Consider the following 23425-nt stretch of genomic DNA (forward strand, 5'->3'; position numbering starts at 1 on the left):
ATTAACCAGTTACCAAATTCTTACTTTCAAGATAATCTTTGATCTTTAGCAAATCATACCAAGAGGTGCGTTTTTGGCTAGGTTGGCGGAGTAAATAGGCGGGGTGGAAAATTGCCGTAGTCTGGATAGGAGCGGTTAGATATTTATTGGTGTAAAAATAATATTCTTGTCTAATTTTAGTAATACCGGCATTTTTCCCAAGTAGACTAGTTGCAGCAGTGCTACCAACTAAAATAATGAGTTTTGGGTTAACTAAAGCAATATGTTTCTCAACAAAAGGTCTACAAATATCTACTTCCTCTAAAGTCGGCTGTCTATTAGCAGGAGGACGCCAAAACACTGTATTGGTAATATAAGCATTATCTTTTCGTGAAATCCCGATTGCACGCAGCATGTTATCAAGTAAATTACCGCTCTCACCACAAAATGGTATACCTTTTAAATCCTCATTACTGCCAGGAGCTTCACCTATTAACATGATCTTAGCTGCCGGATTACCATCACCAAATACAGTATTAGTCGCTAACTTCTTCAGCTCACAGCCATTAAAATTTAGTAGATATTCTTTTAGTTCTGCTATATTATTTGCTTTATCGGCAAGTGATCTTGCAAGGCTTATATTATCATGTGTTTTATCGTTCATATTAAACCCGATTTCTTTTTGAGGCGTAGGTTTTGCTTGTGGCTTTTCGACCGGTTTGATATTATCACTTACTTTTAATTTTGGCGGATGCTCTGAGCAATAATATTCAACCCCAATTGCATTTAGCCATTTAAATGTATTATTCATTAAATAAATTAAATATGTTAGAATATTCTGTACCTACTGAACTAAGCGGCTTAAGGCTTGATAAAGCTTTATCTCAGCTTCTTGAAAATGTCTCACGCAACCAGATTCAAAAAGCAATTAAAAGTTCTTGTGTACAAATTAACAATGTGATTATTCTCGATTCTGATATTTTGGTCAAGGAGAATGATATTATATTATTCTCTTTCAAAGAACCAGAAGAGTTAACAATAGAAGCAGCTGACATAAAACTTGATATAGTTTATGAAGATGAAGATTTAATAGTTATCAACAAAGCTGCCGGTATGACTGTCCACCCAGGGGCAGGACATCATGATGATACGCTTGTTAATGCCCTACTCCACCATACAAAAAACCTATCCGATATCGGTTCATCAGAAAGACCTGGAATAGTGCATCGTTTAGATAAGGACACGACGGGCTTGATGGTAGTTGCTAAAAATAATAAAGCACATATGTTGCTTGCCAATCAGATTGAACAAAGGCAGGTCGTACGGAAATATAAGGCTTTAGTTTGGGGAGTAATTAATCCGTTAGAGGGAACGATTAAAAATAATATAGGTCGCAGTCGAAGCAATCGGCAAAAAATGACGATATTGAAGTATGGTGGGAAAGAAGCCGTAACTTACTACAAAACTCTAGAGCTATTTTATGGAGGTAGCATTAGTATGGTAGAATGTAAGCTTGCTACCGGCAGAACTCATCAGATTAGAGTGCAGCTAAGCCATTTAAAGCATTCAGTGGTTGGTGATCAAACATACGGCAATAACGACCGAAAAATTAACCATGCTCCACCTGAACTAAAGGCAAAGTTACTAGACTTCAAACGCCAAGCTTTGCACTCTTGGTATTTAAGCTTTACTCATCCAACCAGTAATGAAGTTATGGAATTCTCTTGCGATTTGCCCGAGGATATGAAAGTGGTTATATCTACTGATGCATTACACAAATTTATTGAACTTAAAAAACGAGCTCCTTTGGGTAATGAAGAAGATATTTTAGAAATGAAAAATCTAGGTAGAAAATAATTTCCATGCAATATTCTATACAAGAGTTTCTTAACGAAGGAGCTTATAAATTACAACAAATTGGGGTTAGTAATCCAAAATTAGAAGCACGAATTTTATTGCAGCATACTATCAATAAATCATATGAATATCTGCTTGCTAATCCTGAAAAACAACTAAACCAGCTAGAAATGGAAACTTTCGAAAAAGCATTAGAAAGAAGACTAAAGCACGAGCCGATAGCCTATATTTTAGGGAACAAAGAATTCTACTCACGTGAGTTTATCGTTAATAAGCACGTATTAATTCCAAGAAACGATACGGAAATTTTGGTGGATGCTGTTATAGGTTTATTCAAACCGTCATTGCGAGCGAATGAAATGAGCGTGGCAATCTCAGGCAAAATTCCTGAGATTGCTTCGTCGACGCCTATAGCGTCTTCTCGCAATGACAATTTTCATATACTCGAACTCGGTACGGGTAGCGGTTGCATCTCTATCAGCTTATTACTCGAACTACCGAATAGTCAAATAACCGCAACTGATATAAGTGCTGATGCGATAGAGGTTACAAAAAGTAATGCCATAAAGCATGATGTAACGGACCGTTTGCAAATTATTCATAGCGATTGGTTTGAGAATATTGGAAAACAAAAATTTGATCTTATAGTTAGCAACCCGCCATATATATCTATAAACGAAAAGCCTGAAATGGCAATTGAGACAATAAATTATGAGCCATCTATTGCTTTATTTGCCGAAGAAGAGGGCTTGCTGAGCTATAAAATCATAGCAGAGAATGCTAAAAAATTTCTAAAGCAAAATGGTAAAATTATATTAGAAATAGGATATAAACAAGCAGATCAAGTTAGCCAAATCTTTTTAGATCATGGTTATGTTATTGATAATATCCATCAAGATTTGCAATCTCATAATAGAGTAATAGAAATATCTTTAATTCAGCTAAATCGCTCATATGCAAGACGCATCGGGAAGAGCCTGTCAGGAATACAACAAAATTTATTAGATAACGAACTGCCAAAATATTTATTTTCAAAAGAAAAGCTTATTAGTGAAAAACGTCAAATTTTTCTCGAGATTGGCTTTGGCATGGGCGAGCATTTCATCAATCAAGCTAAGATGAATCCAGATAAGCTTTTTATCGGCGTGGAGGTATATCTAAACGGTGTTGCGAATGTTTTAAAACTTGCAGAAGAGCAGAATATTACAAACTTCTTATTATTTCCCAATAATTTAGATTTTATATTACATGATTTACCAAATAATAGCTTAAACGGAATTTATATTTTATTTCCTGATCCTTGGATAAAAAATAGGCAGAAAAAGAAACGTATTTTAAATAAAGAACGCTTAACGATTCTACAGACTAAGCTGAAAAATAAAGGTAGCTTGATCTTTACTTCTGATATTGAAAATTATTTTGAGGAAGTAGTAGAATTAATTAAACAAAATAGTAATTTCCAAATTACTAATGAGGATAATTATTCAAAACCACACGATAATTATATAATAACCAAATACCACCAAAAAGCTATTAATGAAAGCAGAACACCCCAATTTTTAAAGGCTATATTTTCAAATATTATTTCTATAAATAGTAAAAAATACTAATAAAATTAGTATTTTTTATTATTTTCTGGATGCCGTGGTCAAGCCACGGCATGACATCGAGGGCGTTTTCCGATCTACGCAACAATGCCGCCACGGGGTGACAAGGGAAAAACTGATCTATGCAAGAACGCATAGACAAATTTTTATGAACGGCTTTGTAGGCTTTGCACTAAAGCATCAAAACCTTGGTCTTTTAAAGTCGAAGTAAAATCTTGTTGTTGAGCACCAATAAGACTTACACCTTCTGTAATAACGTCGGAAACTTTGAATTTTCCATTTTCCATTTTACGCACTAAATATTCTACTTTAATATCCTGTCCTTTATTATTAATATTCATGCTAACCATAGAATCTTTTGGGCTTAAAACACGCACTCCTGTTACTTGAGGCTTTTCACCTTTGTAATCTTTTATTAGATCAGTATAAGCTTTAGTAACATATTTAGAATAAACTTCTGTAAACTTTGCGATTTGTTCCTTAGATAAAGTTTGTACCCCGTTACGTCCTAATGTATACCTAGCCATCCAATCAAAATCTAGATTATTGTGCATTAGTTCACGTGCTTTGGTAACTTTTGCATCTTGGGATAGGTTAGGATTATTTAAGGTAGTAGAAGCTTCATTTACTAAGTTAGTAACATAATCATTTAAACCTGCGGGGGCATTATCGTCTGCATAAGAAGAAAATGTAAAAATCAATAAAAATAAGCTAGTAATAATTTTTTGCATAAGAACCTCTTTTAATTAGAATTTACGTTTTTAGGTTTAGGGCATTTAAAGTTTTTAGGATATTGAACAGATGCTTCACGAGCTTGGTGTAATGCCGATCTGATAGTAGCATAAGGGTCTAACGAATTCTTCATAACATAATCACTAAATGATAATACATTATATCTATCATTTATTTTACTCACTGCTAAAACACTTAATTCAAAATCTTTATGGGTATAATACATTAAAGGATTAAGTGCATAATTAGTAAATATTGGATCAGTCATATCCCTTGCATTAGTACTACCTATTATCGGTAACACCAAATAAGGACCTGGACCTACTCCATAATGTGCAAGAGTATTACCAAAAGTTTGACGATCTGATGGTAGCCCTACTTTACTAGCCACATCAAATAACCCACCAACGCCAAGCGTAGTGTTAATAATAAACCGCCATACGCTTTTCATAGTCTTATCATAATTTAGCTGAAGCCCATAATTTACAGCAGTAAGTGGCATATCAATATTACCAACAAAACTATTAACCCTTGCTTTCATATAATCATTTGTAAGGTTTTTATACCCAACAGCTAAAGGACGCAAGAATATATAATCTAATACTGAGTTAAACGCAAAAATTTTACGGTTAAATTTTTCGTATGGATCGTAAACTTCTCGGCAACCATTAATATTACTGCTACCATTATAGTTATATATGTCATCATCTACATATTCAAGATCAGCTTTTGCAAATAATGAACATAGGATAATCGAAAGTATAATTAGTATTCTCATGATTTATTTTCAGTTTTCTTACAAATAATAATACCGTATTTATTATTTTCCGCTAGTATTATTTCTTCAGAAGTTAATATAACGAAATTATTTTTTTGTAAAATATTATTTATTTCATTTAAATTAAAAATAAATTCTTTACGTTTTATTGAAAAATGCGTATCCGAATTAGTAGGTAAACAAAAAGAAAAATACCCATCTTTGTTAAGCGATGAATATATTGCATTGAAATATGTAGAAAGATCTCTAGTAAAAGTTAATCCACAAAAGCTTAAAATAATATCAAATTTATTTGAATTTTGTTTCAGAAACTCACTTATGGAAACATTATATATCTGATCATAAATTTTAAGGTTAGCATAATATTCTTCTTGAATATCATTCATTAAATTAGAAATTTCTACAGCTGTTAAAGTAAAGCTTTCTGGAAAACGCTTTTCTAATTCGTATCCGACAAGTCCTATATTACTACCAAGCTCTAAGATAGAATAATCATCTGGCAGGTCAGTTATTTGCTTCAAGCTCTCATTCACAAATCTATAAGGCAAATGAATATTTTTATCATTGTTAAAAATACTTGGATAATTTTTTGCAGTTAAGTCCCTGTATTTTCCCCAAATTTCCACAGGTATTTCGGTAGCATTTTTATAATTTTTCAAAAAATTTACAAAAATTGTTTTATATTTTTCATTTGATTTTTCTAAATATTTTATGGCTTTTGGATAGTCATTTTTTAAAAAATAAGTCCAACCTAATTGGTAATATACTCTAGAATCATTAGGACTAAAAAAGTTATCGACTAATTTAAATCTAAGTAATGCATCGTTTAAATTACCTCTATATAAATGTTCAAGTCCAAGCTCATAATTGGTTTCACTTAAATGATTCATTTTATATTTACAATCATTTAAATATTTTTTAAATTCTAGAATTTTGTTTTTAATAAAATTTGGTATATTTATTATCGTTAAGCAAAAATGTTTGATTTTATCCTTTATTTTACTAAGCATAGCTATTTTTAAATTAAATATTATCTAATATAATAAAGCATATCTTTATAAATTTTAAAATAAAATAATACTCTTATGCTTAGTTTTACTTGTAAATCAGTGAAATTTGTAGTAATGTGTACATGAAACATGTACAATATAGGTATTTTATGAAATCAATTAGTAGTTCTTCATTTAGAAAGAATCTAAGCACTGTCTTTGATACGGTGGAACGTGACCATATCCCTTATCTCGTAAAAAGAAGAAACCATACAAATCTTATTATTATAACAGAAGAAGAGTATGAATCTACAAAAGAAACATTATATTTATTATCTAATCCAGCTAATGCTGAATGGCTGCAAGAATCCATTGAACAAGCAAAAAGAAAGGAGTTCGTTGAAGTTAATTTAGATGACTAAAATTATATGGACATTAAATGCAACAAAGGACTTAGAATATTGGAAAAAATATGACATTAAAAAATATAAACGGATTAAACTCTTAGTAAAAAATATTCAGGAAACACCATTTAGTGGTATAGGTAAGCCAGAGCCTTTAAAATACTCAATGACTAATTTATGGTCTCGAAGAATTACTCATGAACATAGATTAGTATACTCTATTGATGATATAGAAATTATAATATACTCTTGTAGATTTCATTATAAAAAGTAAAAATTTTTCAAGTATCAGCTTGTGAATATGCTGCTAATAAATCAAGAGTTGGGTAGACGAAGTTTTATTGGGAAAAGAGGAATCGATCTTGAAGCTGATAACCGCAGCGTATTTTTAACATACGTGAGGATTATCAGCAAAAGATAACGCCGCCAATTTTTCAAATAAAACGAGTATACAATTTAAAACTTACTATATTATCATTTTCATCAATACGGACTAATATTATGTCAATTATTTCTACGCGATTAAATGCTATAAAACCGTCCCCTACTCTTGCAGTTGTTAGGAAAACGCTTGAGCTTAAAAGAGCGGGCATTGATATTATTGCACTTGGGGCAGGTGAGCCTGATTTTGATACGCCTGATAATATCAAAGAAGCGGCGATCAAAGCTATTAAAGATGGGTTTACTAAATATACAAACGTTGAGGGGATACCAGCTTTAAAAGAAGCAATACAAGCTAAATTTAAACGAGAAAATAATATAGATTATGATCTTGATGAAATAATAGTTAGCACCGGCGGCAAGCAAGTTATATATAATTTATTTATGGCATCTTTAAATAAAGACGATGAGGTTATTATTCCTGCTCCTTATTGGGTGTCCTATCCAGATATGGTTTTACTTGCTGAAGGTACTCCGGTTTTTGCAAATTGTGGTATTGAAAGTAACTTTAAACTAAGCGGTGAGGCTTTAGAGCAGTTAATTACACCTAAAACTAAATGGCTTATTATTAATTCGCCTAGTAATCCAACAGGTGCAAGCTATAGCCATTCAGAGTTAGAAAATATTGCTGAAATTCTAAGAAAGCATCCGCATGTAAACGTCATGTCTGATGATATTTATGAGCATATTACTTTTGATGGTTTTAAATTTTATACTTTAGCAGAAATAGCACCTGATTTAAAAGATCGGATATTTACTGTTAATGGCGTATCAAAAGCATATTCTATGACAGGTTGGCGTATAGGTTATGGTGCAGGTTCGAAAGCTTTAATCAAAGCTATGACTATTATTCAGTCACAAAGTACTTCAAACCCGTGTTCAATAAGCCAAGCAGCAGCCGTTGAGGCATTAAATGGCGTGCAAGGCTATATTGCACAAAATGCTTTAAATTTTGAGAAAAAACGTGATCTTGCTTTATCGATTTTACAAAGAGTGAAATATTTTGAATGCTATAAACCTGAGGGGGCTTTTTACTTATTTATTAAATGTGATAAGATTTTTGGAGCTAAAACTAAATCAGGAAAAGTAATTAATAATAGTAATGATTTCGGTGAATATTTACTTGAAGAAGCAAAAGTCGCTGTAGTCCCTGGTATTGCTTTTGGCTTAGAGGGATATTTCAGGATTTCCTATGCTACTTCTATGGAAGAGCTGGAAGAGGCTTGTTTGCGGATTGAGCAGGCTTGTAATTCTATAGCGTCATTGCGAGGAGATGTGTAACATCGACGCGGCAATCTTATCGAACTTCCTGAGATTGCTTCGTCAAATTACTTTGTAATTTTCCTCGCAATGACGTTACAACTACTAAACTAATAAAAAAACTAATGCGTAAAGCTTTTAAAAAATTTTTAAAACGTAATAAATTTGTCCTTAGTTTAATTACTATTTTACTATATTGGTATTTGCGGTTTGTTTATTTTACTTCAAAGCAAAAATTTATATTTTATGATAATGGCAATAAGGAAAAGTTTTTAAATGAGCAAGGCGTAATTTTTGCATTTTGGCATAATATGCTTGCATTAAGTCCTGCTATGTTTAAAGGAATGCCAGATATCTACGCATTAATATCTCCCCATTTAGACGGTAAGATTTTAAATGATTTAGTCGATAAATTTGGCTGCAAAGTTATAGTCGGTTCTAGCAATAAAAATCCACTTGGAGCATTACGGAGTATTATCGAAAAGCTTTCTCAAGGTGCAAATGTAATAATTACGCCTGATGGTCCTAAAGGTCCTGTATATAAAGTAAATAGCGGAATTACTGAAATTGCTTATAAATACAATAAAAAATTAATTCCGGTAGTTAGTACTACTTCTAGATGTTTTAGATTAAAAAGCTGGGATAAGTTGATAATCCCTTTGCCATTTGGTACGATTAAAGTAATAATAGGGTCACCTTTAGAGCTGACCGACAATAAAGTACAAAATCATATGAATCTTGAAAAATATTTAGTTAATTTAACTGAGAACTTAATAAAATGATGCGTTTATATTACTTTTTAAGTTTTTTGTTATTACCTATTTATTTTGTTATAATTTTCATTCGCTTATTAATAGGCAAAGAAGACATAAAGCGTGTTAAGGAGCGTTTTGCGATTGGTAAACACAGGCAAGATAATGGATTTTTAATTTGGATTCATGCGGCTAGCGTCGGCGAATCTATGATTGCTTTAAATTTAGTTGATAATATAAGCAAACATTTTCCTGAAGTCCGTTTTTTAGTCACTTCTTGGACACAATCTTCTGCTAAAATATTAAGCACTAAATTACCTAAAATAGCTACTCACCAATTGCTTCCGATAGATAATATTATTTTTACCAAAATTTTTCTAAATAATTGGAAGCCTGATTTAGGTATTTTCATAGAATCGGAATTATGGCCAGGTACTATTAATGAATCAGCAAAGCAGTGTAAATTATTGCTTGTGAATGCCCGCATGTCTGATAAATCCTTTAAATCTTGGAAGAAAAGAAAAGGCTTTTTTCAGCTCATTGTTAAAAATTTTAGCGAAGTTATTGTGCAAAGTGAGCGTGATTTACAGAAATTTAATGAGCTTAGAATATCAAACACAACTAATTTAGGAAATATCAAATTTGCTAATGAAAAGCTTCCAGTTAATCAAGAAGAGCTTGTAAAGCTAAGTGAACATCTAAAAAATAAGCAAATTATCGTATTTGCTAGCACCCATCCGGAAGATGAGGAGATCATTTTACCTATTATAAAAAACTTAAAAAAACAAGTTACAGATTGTTATATTATCTTAATCCCAAGACATCCCGAGCGAGTTAAATCAATTCTTGATAACTGTATAGCACAAGATTTATCAGCTAATGCCAAATCACAAAATGACTTACCGATTTTAACCGATGATCTTTATATAGTTGATAGATTCGGTGAAATGGGTTTATTTTTCTCTATAGCATCAATTTCATTTATTGGCGGCTCTTTCAAACAAGGCGGACATAATATTTTAGAAGCGGCACATTTCTCTAATTGTATTATCTTTGGTCCTGATATGAGTAAAAACACTGATATTGCTAAAGGCGTGTTGCAAAGTAAAGCAGCTATTCAAATTAAAAGCGGTGAAGAGTTATTAAATATGCTGGAATATTTGCTTGATCCTAATAATTCTAGAGAATTAAAAAACTATCAAGAAAATTCACTAAAATTTGTTGAAGAAAACCAGAAAATACTTGATAAATATCTTCAAATAATTACAAAATTTTTCCCATAAAATATAACAAAAGTAGAATTTCTAAAAATAATATTTGACTTTTGATTGTAAAATGATTAAATAGCTTTACTTGAATTACAAGTAATTTATTATTTTAAAGGAGAGCATTTTATGAATAGTGATGAAATGTGGGAACAAGGAAAAATTATTCATGCTGAAGCATACAGACAACAAGAATATGAAAAACAAAGAAGAAATGGCGGCAATTCTTCTAGTAATGATGGAGAACTACTTGGGACATTAATAGTAATTGGATGTTATGCAGCATATCAAGGAGCAAAATTCGCTGGAAAAGCTGCTATAGCAGGTGGAAAAATGGCTGTGGAAGGAGGAAAGATAGCAGGTAAAACGGTAATAAATGCTCGTAAATTACATAAAGGAGAAGTAGAAATTGTAAATACCGATAACCAAGGTAATATTATAGAAAAAGCTCCTGAATATGGTCCTATACTTACTGAGTCTCAAGAAAGCCCTACATTTTCCAAAAGAGAAAAAGTAAAAGAATGGATTGGAAAAGGAATTAAAAAGAGTCGATCAGCTAGCGAGCTATTGACAAGTGCTTATAAATTAACTACTAGCACAACAGAAGAAGTTGTGACAGATGCAGGAGATAAAACCAAAGTTATTATTAAACCTAATACTAGTAATACTGTTAATACTGAAGACCATAAGATTAGACCTCTTATTAATAAACAAAATAAATATTATGGCGAAATACAAGAAGATACTATAAATACTATGCTGAAATATAGATTTAATGGTAAAAAAATTGTTGAGGTAACAAAATATAAATCATTTACTATTCCGAGTACCATACTACCAGGGGAAAAATTTGAGCTAAATTGTCCTAATGGTGAAAAAATACGTGCAGATGATACTGCTTATCTTCAAGTTAACTATGATATAAGCGGTAAATTAGTAAAATTAGCTATACCTAACCAACCTGTAGTTTGTCATAATCCTAGTTATCCTGCACTAATTGCTTATCATAATGAATTATATGTTCTACCGGTAAATAGTGGGCATTATAATTATTTAACGCGTGAAGTTTACGAAAATGGCGGAGTATTAGAAATAGGTAATGCCGATCCTAGCTATCATATAGAAGCTATCTCATAATAATATTAGCTATTTATTTAAAATCTGAATATAAAAGGTGGAAACCGCTTTTCGTCTTTTATATTCAATATTTCTAACCGAATAGCGGATTATTTAATAATATAACTAACTTAGTATGAAAATAATAGCCGGCAGTAATAATAAGCTACTTGCAACTCGTTTAGCTATAACATTAAATATCAAATATATTGAACCTAAAATCACTTATTTTAGTGACTCAGAAATAAAATTAGAAATTCAAGAACCGCTACATAATGAAGATATCATCATAGTACAATCCACTTCAAAACCTGTTAATGATCGTTTAATTGAGCTATTTTTACTTATAGATACTGCAAAAAAAGCAGGAGCAAATAAAATAATTTTAGTAATGCCTTATTTTGGTTATGCAAGGCAGGATAAAGCATCAAATCAAGCTGCTATGCCAGCACAATTAATAGCTAATTTTCTAGAAAAATTAGGAGTAACTCACTTAATTACCATCGATTTGCATTCTGATAAAATAGAAAAACTTTTCAACATCCCTATTTCTAACGTCAAACCTATCAACTTATATTTACCATTTTTACAAAATTATAAAAATTGTATTATAGTTGCCCCTGATAAAGGAAGCACAAATAAGGTAGAAACCATTGGAAACTTGTTAAACATAGATTTAGCCTATATAACCAAAGAAAGAGATATTAATAATAGCTGCAATATGGTAGAAATAACAGGGAATGTTGAGGGCAAAAATTGTATATTAATTGATGATATTATAGATAGCGGTGAAACTATTTATAAAGCTGCTAATTTTTTAAAGCAGCATGGAGCTTTATCGGTAAATGCTTTTATTACGCATGCTGTACTTTCAAAAAATTATGATATCGCATTATTGGATCGTATTTTTGTTACTGATACTATAGAAACAGATGACTTATCTTCTAAATTTCATATAATACCTATATTGCCTATCTTAGTAAAAGAGTTAAAAAATATAATATGAGTTTATGCACTCTTGAAATAAATTTGTCAGCTATAAAAGCTAATTATCATTTATTAAAAAATATTTGTGAAAATGCTCTGGTCGGGGCGGCAGTTAAAGCCAACTCTTATGGACTCGGTGCAATAGAAATTTCTAAAACCTTACTAGAAGAAAATTGCCGATATTTTTTTGTTGCCTCAAGTAATGAGGGAATTAGTTTGCGTAAAGCTATAGGCAACGAAGTAAATATTCTTATTCTTAATGGCGTATTTGAACATGATGCTTTAGAACTTATAGAATATAATTTAATGCCTGTTTTAAATAACTTAAACCAAATCAAGATTTGGCAAAAATTTAGTAGTCTAAAAAATCAATTACTATCTTGCTACCTGCATTTTAATACTGGTATTAATCGCCTTGGGCTAAACCATAATGAGATAGAACAGCTAATTAATAATCGTGATTTATTAAAGGGTTTGAATGTGGAACATATCATAAGCCACTTATCAGCTTCTGAGGATAGCGATAACCCTTATAATTTAGAACAACTAAACAAATTTAAAGCTTATTTGGAATATTTCCCAAATGCTAAAGCAAGTCTTGCTAACTCCGGCGGTATATTTTTAGGGAAAGATTATCATTTTAATTTAGTAAGACCTGGTGCTGCTTTATATGGTTTAAATCCTTTAGGCAGTAACAAACCGAATCCGATGCAAAACCCTGTAACCTTAAAAGCACCTATAATTCACTTACAAAATTTGACATATGGGAGTCGTATCGGCTATAATATGACTTTTACAACCAAGCGTGATAGCTTAATTGCAACTCTGCCTTTTGGCTATGCTGATGGGTTTAGTCGTAATTTTAGTAATCAAGGTACCGTATTTATTAATAGTCGTAACGTCCCAATAATAGGACGAATATCAATGGATTTAGTCAATATTGATGTTACCGATCTACCACCTTCAGATATTTTTCTAGGACAAGAAGTAGAAATTATTGGAAATAATTGCACTCCTGATAAAATAGCAGATATTATAGGTACTATAGGATATGAGATATTAACTAGCCTTGGTAATAGATATAAAAGAATTTATACTTGATAATGTTATAACCTTATTGTCATCTAGTTGCTTGTCCATGGCATGACTACCTTAGGGTGCTTTTCGATCTATGCGGACAATGCCACAGGATGACAGCAAAATAACCTTAATAATTTAAAATATAAAAAGAATAATACAGATGTTATTAAATATAGCTAATTCTATTGGTAAACGTACCATAAGACTAGCACAAAGTATCGGCAAATTTTCTATATTTAGCTTAGCTGCCATTACTAGCATTATAAGACCACCTTTATATTTTAGTTTAATTATCAAACAATTATTATTTATCGGCTTTTATTCTTTACCTGTTGTCGCCATGACTACCTTTTTCTCAGGGGCAGTATTGGCATTACAGAGTTATACAGGATTTTCTCGCTTTTCTGCTGAAAGTTCTATCGCAACTGTAGTGGTGCTATCCTTAACTAGGGAACTCGGACCAGTGCTTGCGGGGTTAATGGTAGCAGGAAGAGTAGGAGCATCAATTGCAGCGGAAATAGGTACTATGAGAGTTACAGAACAAGTAGATGCTTTATATACCTTATCTACTGATTCTATTAAATATCTCGTTTTTCCAAGAGTAATTGCAGCTATTATTACTATGCCTTGTCTAGTTCTAATCGGCGATGTAATCGGGGTTATGGGAGGTTACTTAGTTGGCGTATATAAGCTTGACTTTAACAGTAGCACTTATTTGACTAGCACTTTTCAATATTTAGAGCCAATAGATGTAATATCTGGTCTTGTTAAAGCTGGCGTTTTCGGCTTTATTATTTCTATAATAAGCTGCTATAGTGGTTATTATTCAGGTAAAGGAGCTAAAGGTGTTGGACGAGCTACTACTTCTGCGGTAGTAAATTCTTCCATTTTAATCCTAATTAGTAACTACTTAATAACCGAATTATTTTTTAAAGTATAAAAAAGATATGAGTGTAGAAGAAATAAAAATTAAAATTCGGTCATTATATAAATCTTTCAATAGTCATAAAGTATTAGATGGAATAGATTTAGATGTAAAAAAAGGTAGTTCTTTAGTCATTTTAGGCGGTTCAGGTAGCGGTAAGTCAGTCCTAATTAAAAATATAGTAGGGTTAATTAAACCTGATCAAGGTCAAATCTTTATTGATGGTGCAGAAATTCAAAATATCTCAAGCAAAAAAAGATTTGAGATTATGAAAGATATCGGATTTTTATTCCAAGGCGGAGCTCTTTTTGATTCTTTAAATGTACGTGATAATATTACTTTTGATACTAACAAATTATCTAAAAAAGAGAAGAACGATCTTGCAGGAGCAAAACTTGACTCAGTAGGTTTATCCCCTAGAATTCTTGACCTATATCCATCAGAATTATCAGGAGGTATGCAAAAAAGAGTAGCACTTGCACGAGCAATTTGTAGCACTCCATCGATTTTATTTCTTGATGAGCCAACAACTGGGCTTGATCCTATAATGGCTAATGTTATTAATGAGCTGATTATAAAAATCCAAGAGGAGTTAGGGGCAACTACAATCACTATAACTCATGATATGATTAGTGCCGAAAAAATAGCTAAAGAAATAGCTATGATTTATCAAGGAAAAATTAAGTGGTATGGTAGTAAAGATGAAATGCGTAATAGTAATAATCCTTACTTAAAGCAGTTCATAAATGGCTTAACTACCGGTCCTATTGAGGTATAATATGTTTAAAAATTTATTATTTATACTAACGATTTTAAGTATAAGTTTTAATGTTTATGCCATAAATAATAGAGCTTATACGACATCAGATATAGTAAAAATAGCGATCGTTCTTGGAATTGTTGCTTTAATTTTTAGCCCTGCAAAATTTCGTATTATAGTTATTGGTACGGCTCTAGGTCTAACTCTTGCATATTATACCTATAAATATATAGTACCTATCTTTATTTCTTCATTAAACGGTCCTTGAAAAATAAGACGAATTTAATCTATTTTATACCCAACTAACGCTTGTTTAAAAACTTCTATATCTATCTGCCAATCGTTGGTATCTAGGCTAGAGGGTAGAATCATTTGAGGTTTAATAGGAAAATAAGCTAACCTAAATCCCCATTTAATTCCCCCAATAATTTTTACAGTTTTATTTTGATTATCTATTTTCACTGCATAAGTATGGGCAGTCCAATAAGTTAAAGGCTTAGAAAAAATTGTATAAGACCATAAAGGAGCATCGTAGAAATCTTGCTCCAAAGTATAAAAAGGATGTAATTCTACATTAGTATCTATAAATTTTTGTAATTTTTTATCTGAAGAATCAGTGCGAACAATCTGAAGCCAAGCATTATGCTCTTGCTTAAGCTTAATATGAATAATAGGGAAAGATGAGTTTAAACAATTTCTTGGAGCATTCGGGATATAGGAAATGTTAAAATCTCTTTCTATAGAATTAAGCTCAAGATTTTTATAATTACTTTTGTATAAACAGTTTCCTATGTTTTCCGCTATTTCATTATTTATCCTGGGACTTTGCCACTGTAAAGCAAAAATAAATAAGAATATACTAATGAAACCGATTAATTTAAGAATATTTTTAGGTTTCAACACAATTTTTGACCGTTAGGTACTTTAGGCTCAATTGTAACTAAACATATATCATTATTAGAATCAGGAAATCCTACTAATAAAAACTGAGACAAGAAGCCGGCTATATTCTTTTCTCCTAAATTTACACAGCCGACTATGGATTTGCCTATTAATTCTTGAGAGGTATAATGTTTTGTTATTTGTGCGGATGTTTGCAAAGTTCCAATTTCTGCACCAAAATCTGCCCAAACTTTAAATGCCGGCTTTTTGGCTCTTGGAAACTCTTCTACTTTGGTAATTGTCCCTGAACGTAACTCAACATTCTCAAATTCTTTGTAGGTTATCATTACTGTTTTTCTTTAGTAATTTCATCATATTTTTTGAGCTTTGTAAGGACACGCTCTAAATTATCTAACCTAATCATGCATGGACCATCACTTGGAGCATTATCCGGATCCTGATGTACTTCCATATAAAGACCAGCAACACCTACTGCAACTGCAGCTTTTGCAAGTAATTCTACATATTTACGCTCTCCTCCAGTGCTTCCTCCAAGCCCACCAGGTTGCTGCACGGAGTGAGTAGCATCAAAAATTACAGGAGTATTTAGCTCAGCCATTATTGCAAAACCACGCATATCTGATACTAAATTATTATAACCAAAACATGTACCACGTTCAGTTAACAATATATCTTTTGCTCCAAATGATTCTAACTTCTTGTGTACATTTTTCATATCCCAAGGAGCTAGAAACTGCCCTTTCTTAACATTTACTATTTTTCCGGTTGCAGCTGCAGCCTGAAGTAAATCTGTTTGTCTGCACAAAAACGCTGGGATTTGTAACATGTCAACTATTTTAGCTACCTCAGCACATTGATTTTCACTATGAACATCAGTAACTATAGGGCAGTTAAATGCTCTTTTTACTTCTGCTAAAACTTCCAATCCTTTATCAATTCCAAGACCTCTAGCACCGTTTATAGAAGTTCTATTAGCTTTATCAAAAGAAGACTTATATATAAATGGAATATTAAGTTTAGTAGTTAATTTAACAAGCTCTTCTGCCATAAACAAAGCGTGATCTAGCCCCTCAATTTGACAAGGTCCTGCAATCAGAGTAAAAGGTAGATCATTGCCTATTTTTAAATCTTTTAACTTTATTATTTTTTGCATAATTTTTTATTACAATTTATTTAGCTATAGGCAGACTATTATCTACTTGATTTTCTTCAATTTCATTGATTTTAGATACTAAATCTGGTTTCTTCTGAGAAGAAAGATTAGCAAGTATTATTGCATTTATTAAAAATAATGACGCAAGTATTACAGTGCTTTTAGTAAGAAAATTATTTGCTGTCTTAGCACTTATTACTCCCATATTTCCCCCACCGCTTATACTGCTAATTCCATCTGAACCACTACGTTGCATTAGAATAACTATAATTAATAATATTGCGATAGTAATATGTACAAAAAGAAGTATGTCTAACATAATATAAAATAACCATTAGTATTGTTTTAAGGAATTATATAATAATTTTATCTTATTTGCAATGTAGCTTTAAGTAATAGATCAAATGAACAAAAAATGTACTATTCATTGATATTATTTAAATCATTATTTATAACTGATTTGATTAATTTATTATACTTTTCTTTTATTGCAACTAAATTATAGTCACCATCATAGTACCCCTCTATGCTAATAATTTTTTGTATATAGAAATTTAATTGTTCCACTTCTGATGAAGCAACATTACTAAAATAAGATTTAATTTTTTTTATTTGATTGATAAGCATAGGAATATCATCAGGTTTTATTACAAACAATCCTATAAATAACACTATTAATGTTTGTGTTAGTGACATATTTAAATTAATTTTTTATGCTTATATTTTGGATTTAAAGTATTTTCTCCATTTATTTTTAACATATACTCGTGATAATCCTGATAATTTCCTTCAAACCAAGTGGCATTGCCTTTTATATCATATGCAATAATGTGAGTAGCTATCCTATCTAAAAACCATCTGTCATGACTAATTACTAATACACAACCTGCAAAATCTAAAATTGCATCTTCAAGAGCTCTTAACGTATCAATATCTAAGTCATTAGATGGTTCATCTAATAATATAACATTTGCTCCTTCTTTTAATAACTTCGCTAAATGCACCCTATTACGCTCTCCTCCAGAAAGTTGCCCAACTTTTTTTTGCTGATCACCTCCCCTAAAGTTAAAAGCTGCACAATACGCTCTACTTTTAACTATTCTGCTACCAAGCTGTAATTCATCTAATCCTTCTGCAATTTCTTCCCAAACAGTTTTATTACCATCTAAATGATCACGCGATTGGTCAACATATCCTAATTTTACTGTTGAACCAATTTTAATAGAGCCTTTATCAGGTTTTACTTTACCTGTAATAATATTAAATAATGTAGTTTTCCCTGCACCATTTGGTCCAATTATCCCTACAATCGCTCCACGTGGAACTTTAAAACTAAAATCCGATAAGAGCGTTTTATCATTGTATTTTTTGGCTATATGTTCTGCTTCAATAACTAAATCACCAAGACGTGGACCATTAGGTACAATTATTTGAGTAGGATCACTTTTTTGTTCCTGCTGTTTGTTTAACAACTCTTGATATGCTGTAATACGAGCTTTGCTTTTTGATTGTCTAGCCTTTGGAGCTTGACGAATCCATTCTAATTCACGATTTAATTGTTTTTTTCGCTCATCTTCTTCTTTACTTTCTAGAGCCAATTTTTCTTGTTTTTGTTCCAACCACGAACTATAATTAGACTTCCACGGTACACAATGACCTCTATCTATTTCTAATATCCATTCTGTAACATTATCTAAAAAATAGCGATCATGTGTAATAACTATTACAGTACCTTTATATTTTTTAAGATAGTTCTCAAGCCAAGAAACTGATTCTGCATCTAAATGATTTGTCGGCTCATCAAGTAATAACATATCAGGTTTTTCTAAAAGAAGTTTACACAAAGCAACTCTTCTTTTTTCTCCACCAGAAATTTCATTAATATTTGCCTCTTTTGATGGGCAACGCAATGCTAGCATTGCAATTTCTATTTCTCGCTCTAAATCCCACGCATCACAATTATCTATTTTTTCTTGTAATTCTGCCTGCTTATCAAAAAGTTGATTCATTTCTTCATCAGTGATTTCAGTAGCCAGCTTATTACTTATTTCATTAAATTCATCGATAAGCTTTTTTTTCTCATGCAGGCCTTCCATAATATTATCAAATACATTTTTATTTGGATTAAGATATGGTTCTTGAGGTAAATAGCCTACTTTTATATTTAGTGCTGCCATTGCTTTACCATCAAATTCCTTATCTATACCTGCCATAATTTTTAATAAAGTAGATTTACCTACTCCATTTGGTCCTATTATTCCAATTTTAGCACTTGGTAAAAAAGATAAATTTGTTTCTTTTAAAATTTTCTTACCGTTTATAGTTTTACTTAAACCATTTATTTCATAAATATATTGAGATGACATAAATTATTTATTTCCTTGTATTAACTTAACTCTAACAAAATTTTATCTAATTCTTTTAAATCCTTATAATGGAATATTAACTTTCCTCCTAAAGAATAATTTTCTATTGTCACTTTTATATTAAATTTTTCTGACAAAATTTTTACTAATGCTTGTAAATCATTATCTTCTGTTTTTTCTTTAAAAAGCTGTTTTCCTATTCTATTATTATCAGGATACTTCGTATATTCATTTTGAGACCATTGCCTTACTAACTCTTCTGTTTGACGCACATTCAAATCATTGTCTATAACATAATTTGCTATTACTTCTGCATGCTCATGATTTATTAAGCATCTAGCATGTCCCATACTAAGTATATTTTCATCTAATTTATTTTGAATAGATTGTGGTAAATTATTGAGCCTTAGTAAATTAGCTATATGACTACGGCTTTTACCAAGTCTTTCTGCTAATTTTTCTGCTGTATAATTAAAATTTTCTACTAAATATTTAAAGCCACGAGCTTCTTCCATGACTGTTAAATCCGATCTTTGTATATTCTCAATTAATGCTATTTCCATACTCTCTTTAGCATCTAAATTTTTTATAATTACCGGTATCTCAGAAATCTTTGCTAATTTACATGCACGCCAGCGTCTTTCACCTGCTATAATTTGAAAACTATTATCAATAATAATAGGCTGAAGTAAACCATTATTTAATATAGAATCTGATAATTCTTTTATTTTATCATATTCAAAATGTTTTCTAGGCTGATTTTCATTTGGTTTTATTCTATCAATATTTATAATTTGTACTATTTCTAAACTTTCTTTTTCTGTAGATATAACCTCTTCACCTAATAATGAAGACAAGCCTCTACCTAACCCTTTATTTTTCATTATATCTTCCCAAAATTTCTTTTGTAAGTTCCATATACGCCACTGCTCCTGCACATTTATAATCATATATAATAGCAGGTTTTCCATATGAAGGAGCTTCAGATAATTTAATGTTTCTAGGAATTACAGTTTTAAATACTAATTCTCCTAAACAACTTCTTACATCTTCTTCTACTTGCTCAGTTAAACGATTACGCCTATCATACATTGTAAATAATATACCTGCAATCTTTATCTTAGGGTTTAATCTTTTTTCTACAATTTCAACTGCCTTTAGCAAATGACTTAACCCTTCCAAAGAATAAAAATCACATTGCATTGGAATTAATACCTCATCGCCTGCAACTAAAGCATTTATTGTTAATAAATTTAACGAAGGTGGGCAGTCAATAATTATATAATCATATAATACTTTTATTTCTTCTAATAACTTCATTAAAATATATTCTCGTTCTTCTAATTTTACTAAATCTAGTTCAGCAGCAGATAAATTAGTATTTGAGGTTATTATTTCTAAATTTGGAATATTAGTAGAGATTATTGTATCTTTTAATTTGATTATATTTGTTAATGCTTGATATATAGTATTTTTTCGTTGTTGTTGACTAACGCCAAAACCAGTACTACTATTACCTTGAGGGTCAAGATCTATTACTAAAACTTTTTTATCCATAGCTGCAAGAGCAGTAGCTAAATTTACAGTGGTAGTAGTTTTAGCTACCCCTCCTTTTTGATTAACTACGGAAATTACTTTTACAGTCATATTATTTTTGTTAAGCCGCTAATTTCTAAAATTTTACTTTCTTTTGAAGTTATACTTTGGTTTATTAAACACTTAAATAACCATTTTTTTCTAGCTTCTTTTATTTCAGATAAATAGCTTTTTCCTTTTGGAAGCAAAAATTTATTTTGCACAGAGATATTTTTTGTGCAATCAAATATTGTATTTAAATTAGAAAAAGCTCTACAGGTTAATATATTACAACTTATTTCTGTTTTTTCAATTCTTTGATTAATTATTTGTATATTATTATTTGATATTTTTGCTGCTTTCTCTAAAAAGATGCACTTACGTAAATCAGCTTCTATTAAACTTGTCTTTGCTACTCCAGCGATAGACAATATTATACCTGGAAAACCTGCTCCACTTCCTATATCAACTAAATGTATTTCTTTATCGTTAATATACTGCATTAATTGCAAGGAATCTAATATATGACGTTTCCAAAAATTTTGCGTACTATTTTCTGATATAAGGTTAATAGCTTTATTCCACTTTTGTACTAATTCTTGAAAAATTTGTAATTTTTCAATTACTTCATGTGGAACTTCTATCATTATATTTAGTTTTTAAATAAATTATAATAGCAGTAATTGCAGCAGGAGTAACACCGGAAATTTGTCGTGCCGCAGCAATAGTAATAGGGTTATGATAAGAAAGCTTTTCCTGTATTTCTAATGATATACTTGGTATTGTAAAATAGTCAATATTTTTAGGAATTGGATAAGCTTCCTCGCTTTGGAATAAATTAATGTCAGCATGTTGCCTGGCTAAATACGAAGCATATTTAGCTTCAATATAAAGTAGTTGTAAAATATTATTATCTATATCTTTAAGTACAGGAAAAATTTTAATAGCTTGTTCAACATCAAAATTAGGTATTTTAAATAAATCTAACACTGTTTTATGTGTACCATCCTGTGCAACTTGTATCCCCATTTTAGCGAGTTTACTAGTAGTTAAAGATAAAGTATTTAATAATGATTTTGTACTTTCTATATTTTTACATTTTATTGTAAATATTTCTTTACGCTTTTCAGATATAACACCAATACTTATTCCCATCTCTGTCAAACGTAAATCAGCATTATCTGCTCTTATAGATAATCTATATTCTGAACGTGAAGTAAACATCCGATATGGCTCTAACGTTCCAAACGACGTTAAATCATCTATCATTACTCCAATATAACTATTTGCTCTTGTTAGTACAAAAGGCTGTTGATTTTTTACTGCTAAAGCGGCATTAATACCTGCTACTATACCTTGTCCTGCAGCTTCTTCATATCCTGTAGTACCATTAATTTGACCTGCAAAATACAAACCTGTTATTTTTTTTGTTTCCAGTGTACTACTTATTTCACGTGGATCAATGTAATCATACTCTATAGCATAACCTGGACGTAAAATTATTGCATTCTCTAAGCCTGGGATAGTTTTTATTAATCGATGTTGTACTTCTTCAGGTAAAGAAGTAGAAATTCCGTTTGGATAAATTGTATGGTCATCTAATCCTTCAGGCTCTAAAAAAATACGATGCTCTGATTTTGTACTAAATCTAACTATTTTATCTTCTATGGAAGGACAATAACGTGGACCTATTCCCTCTATTTGACCAGAATACATTGCGGATTTATCAAGATTTGCTCGGATAATATTATGCGTTTCTGGAGTAGTTTTTGTTACAAAGCAATTTATTTGGGGTACATTTACATTATCAGTCAATTCTGAGAAAGGTCTAGGCACTTCATCTCCAGGTTGTGATTCTACTTTACTGTAATCAATAGTACGCCCATCAATTCTTGGAGGGGTTCCTGTTTTTAATCGAGAGAGTTTAAAACCTATTCTTCTTAAGGTATTTGATAATCCATAAGATGGTTCTTCATCTACTCTACCAGCAGGGATTTTTTTTGATCCAATATGAATTAGCCCTGATAAAAATGTACCTGTAGTTAATATAATTTTTTGACACGGTATTTTACTACCATTATTTAAGATGACTGCTTTTATTTCTGAAGATTTAATTTCAATATCTTCTACTTTTGCATATAGTATTTCTAAATTTGGGTAGTTTGTTAGTATTTGATACATTGCTTTTTTATAAAGCTTTCTATCGGCTTGTGCCCTAGGCCCCCAAACTGCTGGTCCTCTAGTTTCATTAAGCATTTTATAATGTATACCAGCTTGGTCTATAACATATCCCATTAATCCATCAAGTGCATCAATTTCCTTAACTAATGTACCTTTTGCAATTCCACCAATTGCAGGATTACAGGACATTTCTCCCAAATTTTCGGGTTTTGGCGTAATTAATAGAGTAGAAACTCCAAGACGTGCAGAGGCAGCAGCAGCTTCAACACCAGCATGCCCACCTCCTATCACTATTACGTCATATTTTTGCATTAA

At 31.1% G+C, this 23425-nt stretch carries 27 protein-coding genes; 13 read left to right on the top strand and 14 right to left on the bottom strand.

Annotated features, from left to right (window positions below; all coding sequences use genetic code 11):
- Position 1: 1 nt before the first annotated feature.
- Positions 2-790 carry a uracil-DNA glycosylase family protein gene (locus AAHF54_RS06875; protein ID WP_342169982.1) on the bottom strand — a complete coding sequence of 263 codons (789 nt, stop codon included), beginning with the start codon at positions 788-790 and terminating at the stop codon, positions 2-4.
- 14 nt (positions 791-804) lie between these two features.
- Here AAHF54_RS06875 and AAHF54_RS06880 point away from each other — a divergent pair, with 14 nt between their 5' ends.
- Together AAHF54_RS06880 and trmB are read left to right on the top strand one after the other, a co-directional pair.
- The gene (locus AAHF54_RS06880) at positions 805-1836 is read left to right on the top strand and encodes an RluA family pseudouridine synthase (protein ID WP_341788506.1); all 1032 of its coding nucleotides are present in this window, start codon (positions 805-807) and stop codon (positions 1834-1836) included.
- A 5-nt stretch (positions 1837-1841) separates the two neighbouring features.
- Complete coding sequence (trmB, locus tag AAHF54_RS06885; RefSeq protein WP_341788507.1) at positions 1842-3446, top strand: bifunctional peptide chain release factor N(5)-glutamine methyltransferase PrmC/tRNA (guanosine(46)-N7)-methyltransferase TrmB; 1605 nt, start codon at positions 1842-1844, stop codon at positions 3444-3446.
- Between the two features lie 143 nt (positions 3447-3589).
- On the opposite strand, the gene AAHF54_RS06890 is transcribed toward trmB, so the two are convergent.
- From AAHF54_RS06890 to AAHF54_RS06900, 3 genes are read right to left on the bottom strand one after another with little or no spacing between them, the layout of a single operon-like run.
- Complete coding sequence (locus AAHF54_RS06890) at positions 3590-4174, bottom strand: phospholipid-binding protein MlaC (RefSeq protein WP_341788508.1); 585 nt, start codon at positions 4172-4174, stop codon at positions 3590-3592.
- A gap of 11 nt (positions 4175-4185) precedes the next feature.
- Positions 4186-4953, bottom strand: coding sequence for a VacJ family lipoprotein (locus AAHF54_RS06895; protein WP_341794568.1), 768 nt, complete (start codon positions 4951-4953; stop codon positions 4186-4188).
- Positions 4950-5963 (bottom strand): methyltransferase domain-containing protein, encoded by a 1014-nt coding sequence (locus tag AAHF54_RS06900; protein WP_342169983.1) that lies wholly within the window; start codon positions 5961-5963, stop codon positions 4950-4952. Before AAHF54_RS06900 ends, AAHF54_RS06895 begins: the two co-directional genes overlap by 4 nt.
- A 122-nt stretch (positions 5964-6085) precedes the next feature.
- On the opposite strand from AAHF54_RS06900, the gene AAHF54_RS06905 reads away from it, so the two are divergent.
- The 11 genes from AAHF54_RS06905 (at position 6086) to AAHF54_RS06955 (ending at position 15200) form a co-directional block, all read left to right on the top strand.
- Positions 6086-6364: a type II toxin-antitoxin system Phd/YefM family antitoxin gene (locus AAHF54_RS06905; protein WP_341788511.1), complete on the top strand. Its 279-nt coding sequence runs from the start codon at positions 6086-6088 to the stop codon at positions 6362-6364.
- A complete protein-coding gene (locus AAHF54_RS06910) occupies positions 6357-6620 on the top strand; it encodes a Txe/YoeB family addiction module toxin (protein ID WP_341788512.1) in 264 nt (87 codons plus the stop codon). Before AAHF54_RS06905 ends, AAHF54_RS06910 begins: the two co-directional genes overlap by 8 nt.
- A 227-nt stretch (positions 6621-6847) precedes the next feature.
- The gene (locus tag AAHF54_RS06915; protein WP_341788513.1) at positions 6848-8068 is read left to right on the top strand and encodes a pyridoxal phosphate-dependent aminotransferase; all 1221 of its coding nucleotides are present in this window, start codon (positions 6848-6850) and stop codon (positions 8066-8068) included.
- Positions 8069-8172: 104 nt separating this feature from the next.
- Positions 8173-8829: a lysophospholipid acyltransferase family protein gene (locus tag AAHF54_RS06920; protein ID WP_341788514.1), complete on the top strand. Its 657-nt coding sequence runs from the start codon at positions 8173-8175 to the stop codon at positions 8827-8829.
- Positions 8826-10082 (top strand): lipid IV(A) 3-deoxy-D-manno-octulosonic acid transferase, encoded by a 1257-nt coding sequence (gene waaA, locus AAHF54_RS06925; RefSeq protein WP_342169984.1) that lies wholly within the window; start codon positions 8826-8828, stop codon positions 10080-10082. Before AAHF54_RS06920 ends, waaA begins: the two co-directional genes overlap by 4 nt.
- 111 nt (positions 10083-10193) lie before the next feature.
- On the top strand, positions 10194-11201 hold the full coding sequence (locus AAHF54_RS06930) for a hypothetical protein (RefSeq protein WP_342169985.1): 1008 nt from the start codon (positions 10194-10196) through the stop codon (positions 11199-11201).
- 115 nt (positions 11202-11316) lie between these two features.
- Positions 11317-12186 (top strand): ribose-phosphate pyrophosphokinase, encoded by an 870-nt coding sequence (locus AAHF54_RS06935; RefSeq protein WP_341788517.1) that lies wholly within the window; start codon positions 11317-11319, stop codon positions 12184-12186.
- Entirely contained in the window at positions 12183-13268 is a 1086-nt protein-coding gene (locus AAHF54_RS06940) for an alanine racemase (RefSeq protein WP_341788518.1), read from the top strand. The genes AAHF54_RS06935 and AAHF54_RS06940 overlap by 4 nt, the downstream gene beginning before the upstream one ends.
- Positions 13269-13407: 139 nt before the next feature.
- Positions 13408-14187: an ABC transporter permease gene (locus tag AAHF54_RS06945; protein ID WP_341791884.1), complete on the top strand. Its 780-nt coding sequence runs from the start codon at positions 13408-13410 to the stop codon at positions 14185-14187.
- A 7-nt stretch (positions 14188-14194) separates the two neighbouring features.
- Positions 14195-14950 carry an ABC transporter ATP-binding protein gene (locus tag AAHF54_RS06950; protein ID WP_341788520.1) on the top strand — a complete coding sequence of 252 codons (756 nt, stop codon included), beginning with the start codon at positions 14195-14197 and terminating at the stop codon, positions 14948-14950.
- A 1-nt stretch (position 14951) separates the two neighbouring features.
- Positions 14952-15200 (top strand): DUF5510 family protein, encoded by a 249-nt coding sequence (locus AAHF54_RS06955; protein WP_011477992.1) that lies wholly within the window; start codon positions 14952-14954, stop codon positions 15198-15200.
- Between the two features lie 14 nt (positions 15201-15214).
- Here the strand turns inward: AAHF54_RS06955 and AAHF54_RS06960 are convergent, their stop codons facing one another.
- From AAHF54_RS06960 to mnmG, 10 genes are all read right to left on the bottom strand, one after another.
- Complete coding sequence (locus tag AAHF54_RS06960; protein ID WP_341788521.1) at positions 15215-15835, bottom strand: hypothetical protein; 621 nt, start codon at positions 15833-15835, stop codon at positions 15215-15217.
- Positions 15829-16161 (bottom strand): tRNA-binding protein, encoded by a 333-nt coding sequence (locus tag AAHF54_RS06965; protein WP_341788522.1) that lies wholly within the window; start codon positions 16159-16161, stop codon positions 15829-15831. Before AAHF54_RS06965 ends, AAHF54_RS06960 begins: the two co-directional genes overlap by 7 nt.
- Positions 16161-16988 (bottom strand): 3-deoxy-8-phosphooctulonate synthase, encoded by an 828-nt coding sequence (kdsA, locus tag AAHF54_RS06970; protein ID WP_341788523.1) that lies wholly within the window; start codon positions 16986-16988, stop codon positions 16161-16163. Before kdsA ends, AAHF54_RS06965 begins: the two co-directional genes overlap by 1 nt.
- Before the next feature lie 16 nt (positions 16989-17004).
- Complete coding sequence (secG, locus tag AAHF54_RS06975) at positions 17005-17307, bottom strand: preprotein translocase subunit SecG (RefSeq protein WP_011477996.1); 303 nt, start codon at positions 17305-17307, stop codon at positions 17005-17007.
- 101 nt (positions 17308-17408) lie between these two features.
- A complete protein-coding gene (locus tag AAHF54_RS06980) occupies positions 17409-17684 on the bottom strand; it encodes a DUF2672 domain-containing protein (RefSeq protein WP_341794557.1) in 276 nt (91 codons plus the stop codon).
- 2 nt (positions 17685-17686) lie between these two features.
- Positions 17687-19354, bottom strand: a complete 1668-nt coding sequence (gene ettA / locus AAHF54_RS06985; protein WP_341794556.1) for an energy-dependent translational throttle protein EttA — start codon at positions 19352-19354, stop codon at positions 17687-17689.
- Positions 19355-19374: 20 nt separating this feature from the next.
- A complete protein-coding gene (locus AAHF54_RS06990) occupies positions 19375-20241 on the bottom strand; it encodes a ParB/RepB/Spo0J family partition protein (RefSeq protein WP_341789244.1) in 867 nt (288 codons plus the stop codon).
- Positions 20228-21001, bottom strand: coding sequence for a ParA family protein (locus AAHF54_RS06995; RefSeq protein ID WP_341788526.1), 774 nt, complete (start codon positions 20999-21001; stop codon positions 20228-20230). Before AAHF54_RS06995 ends, AAHF54_RS06990 begins: the two co-directional genes overlap by 14 nt.
- On the bottom strand, positions 20998-21576 hold the full coding sequence (gene rsmG / locus AAHF54_RS07000) for a 16S rRNA (guanine(527)-N(7))-methyltransferase RsmG (protein WP_341788527.1): 579 nt from the start codon (positions 21574-21576) through the stop codon (positions 20998-21000). The genes AAHF54_RS06995 and rsmG overlap by 4 nt, the downstream gene beginning before the upstream one ends.
- The gene (gene mnmG, locus AAHF54_RS07005) at positions 21557-23422 is read right to left on the bottom strand and encodes a tRNA uridine-5-carboxymethylaminomethyl(34) synthesis enzyme MnmG (protein WP_342169986.1); all 1866 of its coding nucleotides are present in this window, start codon (positions 23420-23422) and stop codon (positions 21557-21559) included. The genes rsmG and mnmG overlap by 20 nt, the downstream gene beginning before the upstream one ends.
- Positions 23423-23425: the final 3 nt, after the last annotated feature.

This window comes from Rickettsia endosymbiont of Seladonia tumulorum (assembly GCF_964030815.1).
In the GTDB taxonomy this organism is placed as follows: Bacteria; Pseudomonadota; Alphaproteobacteria; order Rickettsiales; family Rickettsiaceae; genus Rickettsia.